This window comes from Brevundimonas sp. BAL450 (genome assembly GCF_015767455.1).
Lineage (GTDB): Bacteria > Pseudomonadota > Alphaproteobacteria > Caulobacterales > Caulobacteraceae > Brevundimonas > Brevundimonas abyssalis.
Genome location: NZ_JADWOW010000060.1, coordinates 206,266 through 223,789, shown reverse-complemented (window position 1 = coordinate 223,789; position 17,524 = coordinate 206,266). Strand labels below are relative to the sequence as shown.

General features: G+C 67.5%; 14 protein-coding genes. 4 read left to right on the top strand and 10 right to left on the bottom strand.

Annotated features, from left to right (window positions below):
- Window positions 1-29 precede the first annotated feature (29 nt).
- Window positions 30-1,751, top strand: a complete 1,722-nt coding sequence (locus IWC96_RS13950; RefSeq protein WP_196839112.1) for a hypothetical protein — start codon at window positions 30-32, stop codon at window positions 1,749-1,751.
- Window positions 1,752-1,817: 66 nt separating this feature from the next.
- On the opposite strand, the gene IWC96_RS13945 is transcribed toward IWC96_RS13950, so the two are convergent.
- On the bottom strand, window positions 1,818-2,180 hold the full coding sequence (locus IWC96_RS13945; protein WP_196839111.1) for a zf-TFIIB domain-containing protein: 363 nt from the start codon (window positions 2,178-2,180) through the stop codon (window positions 1,818-1,820).
- 279 nt (window positions 2,181-2,459) lie between these two features.
- On the opposite strand from IWC96_RS13945, the gene IWC96_RS13940 reads away from it, so the two are divergent.
- Entirely contained in the window at window positions 2,460-3,401 is a 942-nt protein-coding gene (locus IWC96_RS13940) for a hypothetical protein (protein ID WP_021696434.1), read from the top strand.
- A 3-nt stretch (window positions 3,402-3,404) separates the two neighbouring features.
- Here IWC96_RS13940 and IWC96_RS13935 read toward each other — a convergent pair whose 3' ends face one another.
- Genes IWC96_RS13935 through IWC96_RS13915 form a run of 5 tightly spaced genes read right to left on the bottom strand, consistent with a single transcriptional unit; the run spans window position 3,405 to window position 9,609 of the window.
- Window positions 3,405-4,592: an NAD(P)/FAD-dependent oxidoreductase gene (locus IWC96_RS13935; protein WP_021696433.1), complete on the bottom strand. Its 1,188-nt coding sequence runs from the start codon at window positions 4,590-4,592 to the stop codon at window positions 3,405-3,407.
- 24 nt (window positions 4,593-4,616) lie between these two features.
- Window positions 4,617-4,820, bottom strand: a complete 204-nt coding sequence (locus IWC96_RS13930) for a hypothetical protein (RefSeq protein WP_021696432.1) — start codon at window positions 4,818-4,820, stop codon at window positions 4,617-4,619.
- A gap of 56 nt (window positions 4,821-4,876) precedes the next feature.
- On the bottom strand, window positions 4,877-6,037 hold the full coding sequence (locus IWC96_RS13925) for an osmoprotectant NAGGN system M42 family peptidase (protein WP_277905831.1): 1,161 nt from the start codon (window positions 6,035-6,037) through the stop codon (window positions 4,877-4,879).
- A 28-nt stretch (window positions 6,038-6,065) separates the two neighbouring features.
- Window positions 6,066-7,844, bottom strand: coding sequence for an N-acetylglutaminylglutamine synthetase (ngg, locus tag IWC96_RS13920; RefSeq protein WP_021696430.1), 1,779 nt, complete (start codon window positions 7,842-7,844; stop codon window positions 6,066-6,068).
- On the bottom strand, window positions 7,834-9,609 hold the full coding sequence (locus tag IWC96_RS13915; RefSeq protein ID WP_045318734.1) for an N-acetylglutaminylglutamine amidotransferase: 1,776 nt from the start codon (window positions 9,607-9,609) through the stop codon (window positions 7,834-7,836). The genes ngg and IWC96_RS13915 overlap by 11 nt, the downstream gene beginning before the upstream one ends.
- Window positions 9,610-9,685: 76 nt before the next feature.
- Here IWC96_RS13915 and IWC96_RS13910 point away from each other — a divergent pair, with 76 nt between their 5' ends.
- On the top strand, window positions 9,686-10,171 hold the full coding sequence (locus IWC96_RS13910) for a MarR family winged helix-turn-helix transcriptional regulator (RefSeq protein WP_021696428.1): 486 nt from the start codon (window positions 9,686-9,688) through the stop codon (window positions 10,169-10,171).
- Between the two features lie 145 nt (window positions 10,172-10,316).
- On the opposite strand, the gene IWC96_RS13905 is transcribed toward IWC96_RS13910, so the two are convergent.
- From IWC96_RS13905 to kduD, 3 genes are all read right to left on the bottom strand, one after another.
- Entirely contained in the window at window positions 10,317-11,423 is a 1,107-nt protein-coding gene (locus tag IWC96_RS13905) for a sugar kinase (RefSeq protein WP_021696427.1), read from the bottom strand.
- 238 nt (window positions 11,424-11,661) lie between these two features.
- Complete coding sequence (locus IWC96_RS13900; protein WP_021696426.1) at window positions 11,662-14,502, bottom strand: TonB-dependent receptor; 2,841 nt, start codon at window positions 14,500-14,502, stop codon at window positions 11,662-11,664.
- Window positions 14,503-14,686: 184 nt separating this feature from the next.
- Window positions 14,687-15,445, bottom strand: a complete 759-nt coding sequence (kduD, locus tag IWC96_RS13895) for a 2-dehydro-3-deoxy-D-gluconate 5-dehydrogenase KduD (protein ID WP_021696425.1) — start codon at window positions 15,443-15,445, stop codon at window positions 14,687-14,689.
- 143 nt (window positions 15,446-15,588) lie between these two features.
- Here kduD and IWC96_RS13890 point away from each other — a divergent pair, with 143 nt between their 5' ends.
- Window positions 15,589-16,230, top strand: a complete 642-nt coding sequence (locus IWC96_RS13890; RefSeq protein ID WP_021696424.1) for an RpiB/LacA/LacB family sugar-phosphate isomerase — start codon at window positions 15,589-15,591, stop codon at window positions 16,228-16,230.
- Between the two features lie 22 nt (window positions 16,231-16,252).
- Here the strand turns inward: IWC96_RS13890 and IWC96_RS13885 are convergent, their stop codons facing one another.
- Window positions 16,253-17,332, bottom strand: a complete 1,080-nt coding sequence (locus tag IWC96_RS13885; protein ID WP_021696423.1) for a LacI family DNA-binding transcriptional regulator — start codon at window positions 17,330-17,332, stop codon at window positions 16,253-16,255.
- Window positions 17,333-17,524 lie beyond the last annotated feature (192 nt).

Here is a 17,524-nt window from a genome sequence, read left to right as displayed (position 1 = left end):
GGCGAAGAAACGCACTTTCCGAGGCTAGAATGGCCGGACCGGTCCACTACGAAATCTATATCCGCAAGACGCCTGCGGATTCCTGGAGCCTGCTGCAGGCGACTGAGAATCGCAAACAGGCCGTCGAGACGGCCGAGGACCTGCTCGCGGACAAGCGCGCCGCCGCCGTGCGCGTGACCAAGGAGACCCTGGACCCGGAGTCCATGGAGTTCCAGAGCGTCACGGTGCTGACCCTGGGCGCGCCCGAGGTGAAACAGAAACGCATCGTGCGTCAGGACGATCAGCCGTCCAACTGCATGACTCCGCAGGATCTTTACGCACCGCATGCGCGCGAGGTCATCGGCCGGGTGCTGGAGGACTGGCTGAAGCGGCGCCAGGTGACCCCATTCGAACTGCTGCACCGGCCCGATCTGACGGAGGTTCTGGAGGCCTCCGGGGTGGAGCTGCAGCACGCCGTCCAGAAGGTGGCTGTGCCTGAAAGCCAGGCCACCGGACTGCCGGTTCACGACCTGATCCGACACTATCAGAAGCTGATCCAGGCCACGACCGAGCGGATCATTGATGCGGGACGCAAGAAACTGTTCGCGGACCTGGACGAGCCCGGGACGTCGGTCGCGGACCTGGCGATCAAGCTGGAGGGCCACGCTGACCGCGGCTTCCTGATGGGCGGCGCCGTGTGCGGCGCGCTGAAGGACGTCACGGGCGGCCGCGCGCGCCTTGAGCGGATGATGGATCTGGTGGACGCCGCCCCGGCCGAGGGCGCGCCGCGCGCCATGGTGCTGGTGGCGGTCGAACAGATCCTGTGCGAGCTGTTCGCCGCGCCGCCGCGTCGGGCCGAAATTCTGGGCCCCTCCCTGGACCTGGGCGGGAACCTCGCCGCCATCGTGCGCATGGTGGCGCCCAATGAAATGGAAATGCTGATCCGCATGGAGCCGCGCCTGGCCGCCCATGTGCCGCCCGTGGACGGCCCGGCCGAACGCCTTGGCCGTCGTCTGGCCGCCGGGGAGTTCCGCCTGCTGGCCGCCGCCATGGCGCGCGAGGTGATCCGCGAGCTCAAGGGGTCCCGGCGTCTGCGGCCCGGCGACGCCCCCGGCGAGATCGACATCCTGCGGACCCTGGCCATGGCCCTGACGGCCACCACCGGCAGGCTGCTGTCGCTGGAGGAGGTTCAGGACGCCTTCGTCCAGCGGTCCAAGGCCCTTGTCACCGCCGATTTCGTCGGCACCTACGCCGCCAGCTGCAAATCGGCCGTCGACGAGGCCGCAGCCCTGGTGCGGCTGTGCGAAAACGTCACCGGCGCGGCCAACAAGCGGGCCGCCGGCCGCTGGCTGTCAGCCTGCGTCGGCGCCCTGAGGTTCGAGACCGAACAGCGCGGCGGACCGCCGAATCTGGCCGCCCAGCGTCTGGCCGCCCTCGCCGTCCTTCAGAAGGGGGTCCGCGCCGCCGCCCTGGGCGAAAAGGATGAGGCCGAGATCAGCGGCCGCATCGGCGCCGTGGCCGGGCTGGTGGAGGCGGATGCGAGGCTCGTCGCCCAGGTGGCGAAGTCGCCCCTGCCGCCGGTGCGGCGACTGTCCGTGCTCCTGAAGCTGGCGAGCGGCGAGACGGCGCCGTTCGGCCCTGTGGCCGAGCGGGCGCGCGCAGAGGCCATCCGCATCTTCAAGACGCCCGACGCCCGGGCCGCCCTGTCGGCCGAGCCCGAGGCGCTGGCGCCGCTGCGGCCGCTGATGAAGGCGGCCGGCCTCGCCGCCTAGTTCAAACAGGCGCCTGATTCACGGCATCGGTGGAGTCGCGAAGCGATCCACCGATGCCGATCGGCCTTAGTCGAAGATGTCGAAGATGCTGGGGCGCTTGCGGCGATGTCCGCCGTGGCCGTATTCGCCGCGTTCGCCGTACTCCCCCCTTTCGCCACGCTCGCCGTATTCCCCGCGCTCGCCGTAGCCATGCTGCTGCACCGGCGGGGGCGCCTGGCGCGGCGCGGGCTGGGACCAGGGAGCCTGGGGCGAAGGCGCCTGAGGGGCGGAGGGCGCCGGGGCGGCGTCGACGGCGGCCTGCATCAGCTTTTCGAGCTCTCCCCGGTCCAGCCATACGCCCCGGCAGGTGGGGCACATGTCGAACTGGACGCCGGAGCGTTCCACGGTCTGCATGGGGGCGTTGTCGTTCGGGCACATCAGAAGGGGCATGGGCGGTCTCGCGAGATCATGGGAGGGGATCGAACGCAGGGCGCCGGAGACGAGGAACAGGCCGTCGACACCGGGCTGCGCCCGATGCGGTCCGACATCACGTGGTCCGAAGACCGCGCCAGAGGGGCCCGTCCCGCGAGGACAGGCATAGACCGGGCAGGCGGCGTCCCGCAAGCCGACGCCCTGGTTGAAGCGAAAGGCCGCATGGCGTAGACCTTCGCGGACAACTTCAATTGTTATCTACAGATCACGGCGTATTCCCGCCGTGGAAAGGTGCGCGTGAACGATCTGTTTTCGGACATCAATGAGAACAAGGCTGATTTCGATACGATCTATATACAGCCTGATCCACGCCAGTACTTCACGGTTCTGGGCGGCCTCGACTACATGATTCCTGATCTGGCCGCGCCGGTTATGCGACAACTCATGGGGGCGCGCTCAGCCCTGCGCGGAGACAACCCGACGGTGCTGGACGTGGGCTGCTCCTACGGCGTCAACGCCGCCGTCAACCGGCGACCCCTGAGCTTTGGGGACCTGCACCGGCGCTACGCCCGGCGCGAGATGATGCCCCTGACGCCCGATCAGCTGCGCGTGCTGGACCGGATGTTTCTGGCCGGATGGCCCGAGATGGACGCCTCTCGCTGGCTGGGCCTGGATATTTCAGCCCCGGCCCTGGATTACGCCCAGGCCGTGGGCCTGATCGAACAGGGCATTGTCGCCGATCTGGAAACCAACGCCCTGACCGACGACCAGCGCGCGGTGGTGAGCCAGGCCGACATGATCCTGTCCACCGGAGCGGTGGGCTATGTCACAGAAACCACCCTGGGCCAGATCGTGGACGCTGCGGCGGACCGAAAGCCGTGGGTGGTGTCGTTCGTGCTGCGCATGTTCCCGTATGACCGCATCGCAGAGGCCATGGCCGAGCGCGGTCTGGTGACCGAGAAGCTGGCGGGCGCCACCTTCGTGCAGCGTCGGTTCCGCGACACGGCGGAGTTCCAGCAGACCCTGGCGGCCCTGACCACCATGGAACTGGACATCACAGGTCTGGAGGCCGACGGCCTGTTGCAGGCTGAACTGTATGTGTCGCGCCCGGAGGCGGACATACGCGTCGCGCCCCTGGACGAGGTGGTGACGGTGGCCAGCGGCCGGGGCCGGGGAGCCAGTCCGCGCTATGTGCTGGTGGAGACCGCCGACGGCCCGCAGGTCGGAATGGAGCGCTGATCTTCAGCAGGCCTGGCCCGTGCACCAGCCGGACGACCAGGCCCACTGGAAATTATAGCCGCCCAGCCAGCCGGTGACGTCCACCGCCTCGCCGATGACATACAGGCCCGGAACGGCTTTCACCGCCATTGTTCGCTGGTCCAGGGCTGCGGTGTCGACCCCGCCCAGGGTGACCTCGGCGGTGCGGTAGCCCTCGGAGCCCACCGGCTTGACGGTCCAGGCGTTGACCGCCTGATCCAGCCGTCTCAAGGCCTTGTCCGGCTGGTCGGCCAGATTGCCGGCGAGGCCTTCGCGCAGGGCGATGCTCTCGGCCAGACGGGCGGGGATGATGCGGCCCAGCGCCGTGTGCACGGCCTGGCGGCCGTTTTCGGCGCGCGCGGCCTTCAGCGTCTCGAACACCTCCGCGCCCGGGGCCATGGCGACCGTGACCTCGTCGCCTTCGCGCCAGTAGGAGCTGATCTGCAGGATGGAGGGGCCGGAGAGGCCCCGGTGGGTGAACAGCAGGCCCTCGGAAAAGCGCGTGCGGCCGTGGGCCACCACGGCGTCCACCGAGATGCCTGCCAGGGGCTTCAGCTGCTCCAGCAGGCCGGGCTCGAAGGTCAGGGGCACCAGCGCCGGGCGGGTCGGGACCACCCGCACCCCGAACTGCGCCGCCAGATCATAGGCCCAGCCGGTGGCGCCCATCTTCGGGATCGACTTGCCGCCGGTGGCGGCGACCAGCGAGGCGGCGCGCACCGTGCCGCCGTCCGAGAGGCGGCACTGGAAACCGTCGCCCTGGTGCGCCACGGCCTCGACACCGGTGCTCAGCCGCAGGGTTGCGCCCGCCTGGCGCATCTCGCCGGTCAGCAGTCTTATGATCTGCTTTGCGCTGTCGTCGCAGAACAGCTGCCCGAGGGTCTTCTCATGCCAGGCGACGCCGTGGCGATTCATCAGGGCGATGAAGTCGTGCTGGCTGTAGCGGCGCAGGGCCGAGGTGGCGAAGCGGGGGTTCTCCGACAGGAAATTGGCCGGACCCGTCCCCAGGTTGGTGAAATTGCAGCGTCCGCCGCCGGAGATGCGGATCTTCTCGCCCGGGGCGGAGGCATGGTCGACGATCAGAACGCGACGCCCGCGCTTGCCCGCCTCAATGGCGCACATCATGCCCGCGGCGCCCGCGCCGACGATCAGGACATCGAACTCTTCGGTCTTCATCCGCGCCCTATAGCAGGGCGGCGCCTATTTGCGACGGTCGGCCTCGGCCTCGAACTGGTCGTGAGTCTTGTTGTCGTAGCGATCCGGGTGGTCGTATTCCTCGCGGGTCGCGGCCTGGGTGACGGCGTCCACGCGCTTGTTGCGGTGCTTGTTGCGCCACAGCATCACCGCGAGCATCACGCCCAGGGCCAGGGCGCCCAGCGGAAAGATCAGTTCCCAAGTCAGCATGTCGGTTTCCTTTCAGGGTGTGAAAGGGCAACGGACGGCGAAGCGGCCCTGTTCCGTCAACGAGGCTCGCGGTCGTCCCGCTCGGGCGCCGGTTTTTCGCGACCGGCCCTTTCGTGGGCTTCCTTGTGGTCCTGATGGGTGAAGCCCTCGACCCCGGCCATGGGGCTGGCGTCCCGCTCGATCTCCACCGGGCTCAGCACATAGGCGGTCAGCAGCTCGGCCAGCGAGCGCAGGGCGTGCACATGGATGCGCTCATAGCCGTGGCTGGCGTCCACGCCGAAGGTGACCAGGGCAGTGCGGATGTCGGCCCCCGCCTCCAGCGCCGAGGCGGAATCCGAGCGGTAGTAGCGGAACACGTCCTTCTGGAAGCGGATGTCCTCCTCACGCGCCAGCTTCACCAGCTTGCGGGTCAGATGGAAGTCGAACGGGCCGGTCTGGTCGGCCATGGCGATGGTGACGCCGAACTCGTCGGAGTTCTGGCCCGGCGCCGTGGTGCCGTTGTCCACGGTGATCATGGAGGCCACGTCGGGCACCAGCACCGACGAGGCGCCGGAGCCCACCTCCTCGGCGATGGTGAACAGCCAGTAGGTGTCCACCGTGGGCGTCTGCGGGTCCTCCATGATGGCCTTCATGGCCGCCAGCATGACCGCCACGCCCGCCTTGTCGTCCAGGTGGCGCGAGACGATGAAGCCGTTGTCCAGGAACTCCGGCTGGGGGTCGATGGCGATGATGTCGCCCACGTCGATGCCCAGCTTGAGCACGTCGTGGCGGTTTCGAACCCGGGCGTCGATGCGCATCTCCACCTGGCGCCAGCTGACGGGCTGCTCGTCCACCTCCTCGTTGAAGGTGTGGCCGGAGGCCTTGAGCGGCAGGATGGTGCCGCGCCAGCCGCCCTTTTCCGAAAACACCGTGCCGCGCGCGCCCTCGGCGAAGCGTGAGGACCAGTGGCCGATGGGCACGACCTCAAGCCGACCGTTGTCCTTCACCGCCTTCACCTGGGCGCCGAGGGTGTCCACGTGGGCGACCACGGCCCGGGCGGGCCGGGGCTCGTCGCCCGGGATGCGGGCGCGGATGGCGCCGCGGCGGGTCAACTCGTAGTCCACGCCCAGCCGGCCCAGCTCGCGGCACACCTCCCAGACCACCTCGTCGGTGTAGCCGGTGGGGCTGGCGATCCCCAGCAACCGTTGAAGGCGGTCGATGAGATATTCGGTGTCGATGGTCAGGCGGGCCAGGGGAAGCCTCCGTTCAGTGGTCTTTGGGGGCGCGCGCGACCCGGGCGGCTGCGGCGGGCATGGACAGGGGGAACAACAGGTCCACGAAGCGTTCGGCCGTAGGCTGCGGCTCATGATTGGCCAGACCGGGGCGTTCGTTGGCCTCGATGAAGGCATAGTCCGGTTCGCGCCAGGATTTCACCATCAGATCGATGCCGGTGACCGAGATGTCGATGGCCCGCGCCGACGCCGTGGCCGCGCGGATCAGGGCGGGGTGAACCTCTTCGGTCACGTCGTGGATGGTTCCGCCGGTATGCAGGTTGGCGGCCTTGCGCACCTCCACCTCCAGTCCTTCGGGGGCGACGTCATCAAGCTGATAGCCCGACTCAGCGAGGCAGCGTTTCGTCTCGCCGTCCAGCGGGATCCGGGACTCCCCGCCCGTGGCGGCGGCGCGGCGGCGGCTCTGGCGCTCGATCAGGGCGCGGAAGGTGGAGCGGCCGTCGCCCACCACCCGGGGCGGACGGCGGATGGCGGCGGCCACAACCTTGAAGTCGATCACCACCAGCCGCAGGTCCTCGCCCTGGACATGCTCTTCGATCAGCACTTCCGCGCAGATCTTGCGGGCGGCGGCGACGGCCTTTTCGACGGCGTCCATGTCCTTGAGGCCCACCGCCACGCCCTTGCCCTGTTCGCCGCGCGCGGGCTTGACCACCAGGGCGCCCAGGCGCTTCAGCGCCGCCCGGGTCGCCTCGGGGTCCTCGGCGTCGATGCGCTCGGGGACCACCACGCCCGCCTGCTCGACGATGCGGCGGGTCATGCGTTTGTCGTCGCAGATGCTGAGGGCCACCGCCGAGGTCAGCTCCGACAAACTCTCGCGGCAGCGGATGGAGCGGCCGCCGTGGGTCAGGCGGAACAGGCCGCCTTCCGCGTCGATGATGTCGGTCTGGATGCCGCGCCGGCGCGCCTCGTCCACGATGATCCGGGCGTAGGGGTTCAGCGCCTCGTCGGCGGCCGGGCCGGTGAACAGGGACTCATTGATGGGGTTCTTGCGCTTGACCCCGAAGAAGGAGACCCGGCGAAAGCCCAGCTTCTCGTACAGGGCGATGGCCTGCTCGTTGTCGTGCATGACCGACAGGTCCATGTAGGCCAGCCCTCGCGCCTGAAAATGCTCGGCCAGCCGGCGCACCAGCGTCTCGCCAATGCCCGGCTGGGTGGCCTGCGGGTCCACCGCCAGGCACCACAGGGACGAGCCGTTCTCCGGGTCATTGAAGGCGCGCTGGTGGTTCACGCCCGTGACCGTGCCCATGACCTGACCGGTCGTGCTGTCCTCGGCCACCAGATAGGTCAGGGCCGAACCCTCGCGCTGGGACCACATAAAGTCGGGGCGGGCCTGCACCATCTTGCGCGCCGCATAGATGCGATTGATGGCCTCGGCGTCGGCCTGCGAGGCCAGACGACGCACGGTGAAGCCGCGCGGCTGACGACGAGCGGCGCGGTACACCGACAGGTCCAGCCGGTAGGTGTGGGAGGGGTCGAGGAACACCTCCTGCGGCGCGTGGGCCAACAGGACGTGCGGGTTGCGCACATAGAAGGCGATGTCGCGCCGGTCCGGCCCCTCGGCGCGCAGGGCCTCAATCAGCGGTCCGGCCTCGGGATAGGTCTGGGCGAACAGCAGCCGGCCCCAACCGCAGTCGAGGATGGCGTTTTCGGTGATGGCCGGTCCGTCCTGACCGCCCACCACCGGCTTCAGGCCTTCGTCGCGAAGGCGCTTGAGGCGGTGCCCCTTGAAGCGCGGCCGGGGGTCAGACGCCATGGTTCTGCAGCCACATTTCCAGCAGGGCGACCTGCCACAGCTCGGAGCCCTGCAGCGGGGTGATGTGGTCGGTGGGCTTGTCGAACAGCTGATCCAGATAGCCCTGCTGGAACAGGCCGCGCTCCCGCGCCGCCTGCGAGCCCAGGGCGTCGCGGACCATGTCCAGATAGGGGCCCTGGATGTATTTCAGGGCGGGCACGGGGAAGTAGCCCTTCTTGCGGTCGATCACCTCGTGGGGGACCACCAGACGCGCGGCCTCCTTCAGCACGCCCTTGCCGTTCTGGCTGAGCTTGTGTTCGGGCGGGATGCGGGCGGCCAGCTCGACCAGTTCGTGATCCAGGAACGGCACCCGCGCCTCCAGGCCGAAAGCCATGGTCATGTTGTCCACGCGCTTGACCGGATCGTCCACCAGCATGACCTGGCTGTCCAGCCGCAGGGCCTGATCCACCGGCGTCGCGGCGCCGTCGCGCGCGAAGTGCTCCTCCACCAGGGCGCGGCTGACGTCCGTGTCGGCCATCCATTCGGGGTTCAGGTGAGTCTTCAGTTTGTCGTGGCTGCGGTCGAAGAAGGCCCTGGCGTAGGTGTCGACCGGATCGTTCGCGCCCTGCATGGGCGGGTACCAGTGATAGCCGCCGAACACCTCGTCGGCGCCCTGGCCGGACTGCACCACCTTGATGTGTTTCGAGACTTCCTGGCTCAGCAGGTAGAAGCCCACATTGTCGTAGCTGACCATGGGCTCGGACATGGCGCCGATGGCGCCCGGCAGGGCGTCCAGCAGCCGGTCGTGGGGCACGAAGATCTTGTGGTGCTTCGTGCCGAAATGCTTCGCGATCAGGTCGGAATAGACGAACTCGTCGCCCTTCTCGCCGTGGGCCTCCTCGAAGCCGACGGAGAAGGTCATCAGGTCTTTCTGACCCATTTCGGCCAGCAGGCCGACGATGACGCTGGAATCCACCCCGCCCGACAGCAGCACGCCCACCGGCACGTCCGCCACCATGCGGCGCTTCACGGCGGTGCGCAGGCTGTCCAGCACCAGATCGCGCCACTCCTCGGCGGAGCGTTCGGCGTCGCCCGGGCCGCGCTCCAGCACCGGGGTCCAGTACAGGCGGTCCCTGGACGTGCCGTCCGGCTCGATCACCCGGATGGTGGCCGGCGGGAATTTGGTCACGCCCTTGATGATGGTGTGCGGCGGCGGGACCACCGCGTGGAAGGTCATGTAGTGGTGCAGGCCCACCGGATCGATGGCGGTGTCCACGTCGCCCGCCGCGAGCAGGGCGGGCAGGGTCGAGGCGAAGCGCAGGCGCTTGCCCTTTTCCGCCAGATACAGCGGCTTGATGCCGAAGCGGTCGCGGGCGATCACCACCCGGCCCGTATCCCGCTCGTGGATCACGAAGGCGAACATGCCCTTGAAGCGGTCCACGCATTCGATGCCCCACTGGCGCCAGGCCTTGAGGATCACCTCGGTGTCGCCGTGGGAGAAGAACCGGTGGCCCGCGGCCTCCAGCTCGCCACGCAGTTCAGGGTAGTTGTAGATGCAGCCGTTGAAGGCGATGGACAGGCCCAGGTCGGAATCGACCATGGGCTGCTGCGCCTTTTCGGACAGGTCGATGATCTTCAGGCGGCGGTGGCCGAGGCCCACGTTGCCGCGCAGCACCACGCCGGATCCATCGGGCCCGCGCGGGGCCAGGGCGTCGCACATGCGCTGCAGGGCGCCGGCGTCAGCCGGCTTGCCGTCGAAATTGATCTCGCCATTCAGGCCGCACATGGGCACCCCCAGAGGTCGTCTTGCATTGTAGAAACAGTGTGCACAAATAGTTTGCACACAAAGGATTTCAACCCGCATGGTCAAGCTGACCGATACGCCGCAGAATTCCCGGAACGCAGACCCCAACGCGGCTGTGCTGAAATCGATGCGTCGGATCGCCCAGGCCATCGAGGTGCGGTCCCGCGAGATCGCCCGCACCAGCGGCCTGACCATCCCCCAATTGATCGTCATGCAGTCGATCAGGACGCTGGGTCAGGTGACGACGCAGGCGGTTTCCAGAGAGGCCTCAATGTCCCCCGCCACGGTGGTCGCGGTGATGGACAAGCTCGAGGCCAAGGGGCTGATCGAACGCTATCGCTCGGAGGTGGACCGGCGGGTGGTGCACACCCGCCTGACGCCGTCGGGGCAGGCGGCGCTGGGCCAGGCGCCGGGTCTGCTCAGCCGGGGATTCGAGGACGCCTTCGCCGCCCTGCCGCCGGACCGGCGCGACGTGCTGCTGGACGCCATGGCCGACCTTGCGGAGATGATGACGGCGCACATGGCCACGCCGCGGACAGACTGAAGCTGAATGCAACAACGCCCGCCCCCCGGGTGACGGAGAGCGGGCGTCGGGGCGACCGGCCTTCGGGGAGGACAAAGGACCGGTTCCGGCGCCGCCCGCGCGCCTTGGGAGAGGACGATGCGCGGGCGGGTTTCGGGAAAGAAGATCAGCGGATGACGCGGGCCCCCTTGCCCTTCATCACCGCCTCGACCTCGGCGGCCTTGACCATGGAGGTGTCGCCGGGGGTGGTCATGGCCAGGGCGCCGTGGGCCGCGCCGTAGTCCACCGCCGCCTGGGGACCCTTGCCCTCCATGAAGCCGTAGGCGAGCCCGGAGGCGAAGCCGTCGCCGCCGCCGACGCGGTCGTAGATCTCCAGATCCTCGCGTATCATGGATTCATAGAACTCGCCGCCTGCATAGATGATGGCGGACCAGTCGTTGACGCTGGCGGTCTTGGCGTTGCGCAGGGTGGTGGCGGCCACCTTGAAATTGGGGAATTCCTTCACCGCCGTCTGGATCATCTTCTTGAAATTGGCCGGGTCGATGGAGGAAATGTGCTCGTCCAGACCCTCGACCTCGAAGCCGAGGCAGGCGGTGAAGTCCTCCTCGTTGCCGATCATCACATCCACATACTGGGCGATGTTGCGGTTGATCTTCCGGGCCCCCTCCTTGCCGCCCTGCGACTTCCACAGGGAGGGGCGGTAGTTCAGGTCATAGGACACGATGGTGCCGTGCTTGCGGGCGATCTCCACCGCCTCGATCACCGCCTCGGCGGTGTTGGAGCCCAGGGCCGCGAAGATGCCGCCGGTGTGGAACCAGCGCACGCCTTCCTCGCCGAACAGCTTTTCCCAGTTCACTTCGCCGGGGCGGATCTGCGAGGCCGCCGAATGGCCCCGGTCGGAGCAGCCCAGGGCCGGGCGGACGCCGAAGCCCTTTTCGGTGAAGTTCAGGCCGACGCGGGTGTTGCGGCCCAGACCGTCGAACTCGCGCCAGACCACATGGCTCATGTCCACGCCGCCCTGCATGATGCAGTCCTCCACCAGCCAGCCCAGGTCGTTGACGGGCAGGGCGGTGACGACGGTGGAGCGCTTGCCCCAGCATTTGCGCATGGCGCGGGCCACATTGTACTCGCCGCCGCCTTCCCAGACCTGGAAGGTGCGGGCGTTGCGCACGCGGCCGAAGCCGGGATCGAAGCGCAGCATGACCTCGCCGAACGACGCGCAGTCCCAGCGCGTCTCGCTGGCGGGGCGGATGTTCAGGATGTTCTCGGCCACGGCGGGTCCCTCGTGTTTCGGGCCCGGCCGTCAGGATGCGACAGGCGCGCCGGGCGGCGCCCATCGGGTGCATTCAGCACAGGCGTGGTTCGGAGTCTTCAACCGTCCCTGCGAAGCCGCCGTTCGAGCGGGGCTCTCGTTGAGGGTAGGAAACTGGATTATGACACCGGTGTCAACGCAAAAAAGAGGGCGCCGGACCCGAAGGTCCGACGCCCAGTCTGCTCAGGAAGTTGTTCGATCAGAACCGGTAGCGGACGCCCGCGTAAAACTGACGACCGGTCTGGTGATAGACATAGGCGCTGTCGCGGCCCCCGCCCACTTCGCCGTGCCATTGACGGTTCGGCTCGTCGGTCAGGTTCAACCCTTCGAAGGTGACCACGATGTTCTCGGTCACTTCATACGACGCCGAGGCGTCCCAGGTCAGGCTCTCGGACTTGCCGATGGCCACGATGCCCAGGCCGCCAGCGTTGCCGGCAGGGATCTGCTGGAAGTAGCCGTCGCGATAAGCGGCGGAAACCCGGGCGTTGAAGCGGCCGTCGTCATAGTAGAGCGTGGCGTTCCAGGCTTCCGGTGACAGGTTGACCAGGTCCTCGCTCACGATGGCCGTGCACGCCGAGCTCTGGCAGTAGTCGATCTCGGACTCCACGAAGGTGTAGTTCAGGATCGTGCCCAGGTTCTCCAGCGGTCCCGGCAGGAAGTAGAACGGCTGCTGGTAGCTGATTTCGAAGCCTGACAGCGGGCCGCCGGCCGTATTGGTCGGGGTGGAGAACACGTGCTCCAGACCCGCAGGACGCGCTCCGGCCGGGAAAGCCGTCGGATTCAGGGCGGTCAGTTCGGCGTAGGTCAGGGTCTGCTGGGTCGTCTGCACGAAGGACGAGATGTCCTTGTAGAAGAAGGCGAACGACAGCAGCGATTCCGGGGCGAAATACCACTCAACACTCAGGTCGAAGGTGTCGGCCCGATAAGGCTCCAGGTCCACGTTGCCCAGGCTGGCGCTGGGGTTCGGCGCCCCGTCGGCGCTGAGATTGAACACCGGGATCAGGCTGCCGACCGGCGGACGCGACATCACCTGGGCGGCGCCGAAGCGGACGATCACATCCTGCATCGGCTCGATGGCCATATTCAGGGACGGCAGGGTGTCGTCGTAGGTGTTCTCACCCGTGATCGGCGTGGCGCCGGACGAGGTGGAATAGCCTGTGGCCTCCACATCGGTGCGCACATGGCGCACGCCGACGTTGCCGCGGAACGGCATGGAGCCGATGAAGCTGTCCCAGTCCAGCTGGACATAGGCGCCGCGGGCCTCTTCGGTGACATTGCGGAAGTTGCCCAAGGCACGCGAGTTGCTCAGGCCCGTCAGGCGGAAGTCGCCGCCCGGCACGCCGGTGTCGCAGTTGCAGTAGATATTGAACAGCTCGGCGAAGGCCTGCAGGTCCGGCACGATCCAGGACGTGGCGTTGCCCGTGGGCAGGTCGAGGTTGCCGCCGAAACCCGTCAGCAGCATGGTCAGGTCGGCCATGGACACGCCGGCCGGCAGTTCCGGCATGGTGTCGTTGGACGCGGCGCGGCGCAGACCCCAGCCCTCGGAGTCGAAGTTCTTGTAGTGGACGCCGGTGCGCAGGGTGAAGGTGGGGTTGATGTCCCAAGTGAAGTTCATCTGGGCCGTATCGAAGACGTTGGTCTGCCCGTTCGGATTCATCCGGATTTCCGAGCGCGGCGCCACGCCCGACGGACCGACGATGGTCCAGGCGTTGGGATCGGTGACATCGAAGCCATAGTTGATCAGCGGCAGGTTGCGATTGCCACGGAAGTCGATCGAATAGCCGTCGGTGTTCTGGCGGTCGATGATGACCGTGGTCTGCTCGCCGTTGTCGAAGACCGATTCCGAGCGTCCCACGAGCACGTTCATGCGGAAGGTGTCGCTGAAATCGTGGTCGATGTTGAAGGTGTGCTGGGTGAACTCGGTGTTCAGGCGGTCGAAGCGCTGCTCGGTCCGCATGTCCATGTTGTCGAGCTCAAGGTAGACCAGCTCGGCGCCCTCGGCGACCGCATCGACGATGACCACTTCCGGCTTGCCGCCCTGGGAGGCATTCCGGCTGAGCGACCACGCCTCAAGGAAATTCTCCTGACGGGTGGAGTCCAGGTTCGAGTAGAGCAGGTCATAGGTGAAGGTCGTGGGGCCGTGACCGGGACGCGCCTGCAACGACAGGGTGGCGCCGGTGCGCTCCTGTTCGTGGACCAGGCGGCCGTAGCGCGGGATCCGCGGGTGGAACAGATTCGGCGCATTGGCCGCCCCGCCCGGAAGAGCTTCCGGGTTGGCGAAGCCGTTGTCGCCGCTGGCCGGACCCCAACGCACCGAGCTGAAGCCTTCTTCGAACAGGCTGCGCTCGCTGTAGGCCACCGACAGCAGGGCGCCGACCTGGCCGTCCATCCAGGTGTTGCTGACCAGGAATGCGCCGCGCGGGGCCCAGTCCTCGGCCATGTCGTTGTAGCCGTACTGCAGCGAACCGCCGGCGGTGAAGCCGGGATAATCGAACGGGCGGCTGGTGCGCAGATCCACCGTGGCGCCCAGAGAGCCTTCTTCGGTCTCGGCGGCGGCGGTCTTGCGGACCGTGATGTTGTTGAACAGCTCGGAGGCGAAGACGTTGAAATCGAAGCCCCGGCCGCGGTTGACGCCGCCCGAGGAGTCCGTGGCGCCCGTGGTCGCCTGGGCCTCGATGCCGTTGATGCGGGTGCGGGTGAATTCCGAGCTCAGGCCACGGACCGTCAGCGAGCGGCCTTCGCCCGCGTCACGGTCGATGGATACGCCGGGAATCCGCTGGATCGATTCGGCCAGATTGCTGTCCGGGAAATCGGCGATGTCCTCGGCGCTGATGGCGTCCACGACACCGGCCTCGTTGCGCTTGATGTTCAGCGCATTGGCCAGACTGGCGCGGAAGCCGGTGACGACGATTTCTTCGACTTCGGTCGCTTCGGGCCCTTCCTGGGCCATGGCGGCCCCGGCGGTCATCAGAGCCACGGTCATGGCGCCCAGAGACACCCCGATGTTGTGCGCGCGGCGGCGCGGATGGTTATGGGTCATCCAATCCTCCTCCCATGTACGGCCTTTTCGGGCCACCGCCGGAAGGATCATCGCCCCCCGGTCATTTGACTTGATCGTTTGACACCGGTGTCATGGATGCGCGGAGCATTTCTGACACCGGTATCAATGCGGGACACTAACTCCAAAACCGAATGCGGCGCAAGTGCGGCGTTCAAGGACAGCCTCAGCGGGCCAGCCAACCCCCGTCCACGGGCACGATGGCGCCGTGCATGTAGTCCGACGCCGACGACGCCAGGAACACCGCCGCGCCCGCCATGTCGGACGGATCGCCCCAGCGCGCGGCCGGGATGCGGGCCAGAATGTCCCGGTTGCGGGTCTCGTCGTTGCGCAGGGCCTCGGTGTTGTTGGTGGCGATGTAGCCCGGCGCGATGGCGTTGGCGTTGATGCCTTTCGACGCCCACTCGCAGGCCATCAGCCTGGTCAGCCCCGCCACGCCCGACTTGGACGCGGTGTAGGACGGCACGCGGATGCCGCCCTGGAAGCTGAGCATGGAGGCGATGTTGATGATCTTGCCCTTGCGGCTGTCGGCCACCCAGCGGCGGGCGACCTGCTGGCTCAGGAAGAACAGGACCTTAAGATTGGTGTCCATCACCGCGTCCCAGTCTTCTTCCGAGAAGTCCAGGCTGTCGGCGCGACGGATAATGCCGGCGTTATTGACCAGAATGTCGACGCCGCCCGCCTTGTCCCAGGCCTCGGCCACCACCGCCTCGATGGGGGCGATGGAGCTCAGATCCGCCTTGATGAAGTGAAAGTTGCGGCCAAGGGCGCGCACCTTCTCTCCGGTCTCGTCGGCATCGGAGCGCCCCACGGCGACGATGTCGGCGCCGGCCTCGGCCAGGCCCACGGCCATGCCCTGGCCGATGCCGGTGTTGGCGCCGGTGATCAGGGCAGTGCGCCCCGAAAGATCGAACGAAACGGGCATTTCAACGTTTCCCCATAAGCCATCGTATTGCGGATTTGTCTCAAGTGGTAACCGGTGTCATACTGTGATGCAACCGATGGACGCGCTCCGGCGCCGGAGCGCCCGGCCAGTCGCCTCCATCCCAATTGCCTTGAAGGACTTCCATGAAAATCGCCCTGATCATCGAGAACAGCCAGGCCGCCAAGAGCCAGATCGTCCACGACGCCCTGACCGCGGTCGCCGAGCCGCTGGGCCACGAGGTCTTTCACTACGGCATGTACGCGCCCGAGGATAAGGCCTCGCTGACCTACGTCATGAACGGGCTTCTGACGGGCATCCTGATCAATTCGGGCGCGGCCGATTTCGTTGTCACCGGCTGCGGCACGGGGACCGGCTCCATGCTGGCCGCCAACGCCATGCCGGGCGTTTTCTGCGGTCTGATCATCGACCCCACGGACGCCTTCCTGTTCGGCCAGATCAACGACGGCAACGCCATCGCCATGCCCTACGCCAAGGGCTTCGGCTGGGCGGCGGAGCTGAACCTCCAGGACGTCTACCGCAAGCTGTTCGAAGGCGAGCGCGGCCTCGGCTACCCCAAGGAGCGGGCCGAGATCATGGCGAAGAACCGCGGCATCCTGAAGGACCTGAAGGCCGTAACCTGCAACGACATGCTGACGGTCCTGAAGGCCGTCGACCAGGACCTGCTCAAGGCCGCCGTCGCCGGCGAGCGCTTCTCTGAATACTTCTTCGCCAACGCCAAGGATCAGGACATCCGCGCCTATATCGAGGGCGTCGTCGGGCGCTGAATGCCGCAGGCTCCGCCCGCCGTCACCGGCGGGGCGGGGCGCTGGAGTCCCGCGCGATCAGGGTGGGAATGACCTCGGGCTGCTCCAGCTTCGCGGGATCCAGACCCCGGCTCCTGGCCAGAAGCTTTTCCGCCGCCATGCGCCCCATGTCCCGGATGGGCAGCTTGACCGTCGTCAGGGTCGGCCAGATGCGCGACGACATGGGCGCATCGTCAAAGCCGACGATGGACAGGTCGAACGGCACGTCCAGCCCGGCGTCGCGAGCCGCCTGATAGACGCCGATGGCCATTTCGTCATTGCCGGCGAAGATGGCGGTGGGCCGGGTCTTGCGCGACAGCAGTTCGCGGGCCGCCGCCACGCCGGAATCGAAGGTGTAGGCGCCCCGAACGACCATGGCGTCCTCAAGCGTGATGCCGGCCTCGGCCAGACCGCTACGGAAACCCTCACCCCGTTCATGGGTCGAGCGGAACAGGTCCGGGCCGGTGATCATGGCGATGCGCTTGTGCCCCAGTCCGACCAGATGCCGCGCCGCCTCGGCCGCACCCCGGCTGTCGTTGGTGACCACCATCCGCTCGGGCGCGTCCAGCGAGACCGAGGCGATGCGCACATAGGGACAGCCCACCTCGGTCAGCATGCCGGTGACGCGCTCGTCTTCCGACACCGACGGCGGCAGGACCGCGCCGAACAGCTTCTGGCGCACGGCGAAGCCGCGCACATTGGCCATGAAATCGTCGCTGGTCCGGTCGCAGGGATGCACCACAAGCTCGAGACCTGAGCCGCGCACCGCGTCCAGGATCCCCTGCTGCATGTTCACCACGTAGTTGGGGCTGGGATTGTCGTAGATCATGCCGATCAGGAACGAGCGGCGGAACGCCAGGCCCCGGGCCTGCGGATCCGGCGAGAACCCCAGCTCGGCGATCACCGCCTCGACCTTCTCGCGCGTGTCCGCCTTGACGAAGGGTGACTGGTTGATGACCCGCGACACGGTCTTCTTGGACACCCCGGCGATGCGGGCGATGTCGTTGATGGTCGCGGCGCGCCCTGGCGTAAGCCCGTGGTCGGTCGGGCCGGCGTCGTCGCCTTCGTCTTCGATCGTGCTCAACTGCAGTCCCGTCCTCTCGCGGCTCCCTGCCCTTGCATAGCCGCGTGGGACGCCCCGCGCCACCTGCGAGGCGTCCAGCAAATGTCCACCGGTGGCGAAATGAAATTGACACCGGTTTCCCATGGCGCAATGTTGGGGCGATGGGGAGTGCAGACACCGGCGCAAATGAACGCCCGGGTCGCGGGACGACGA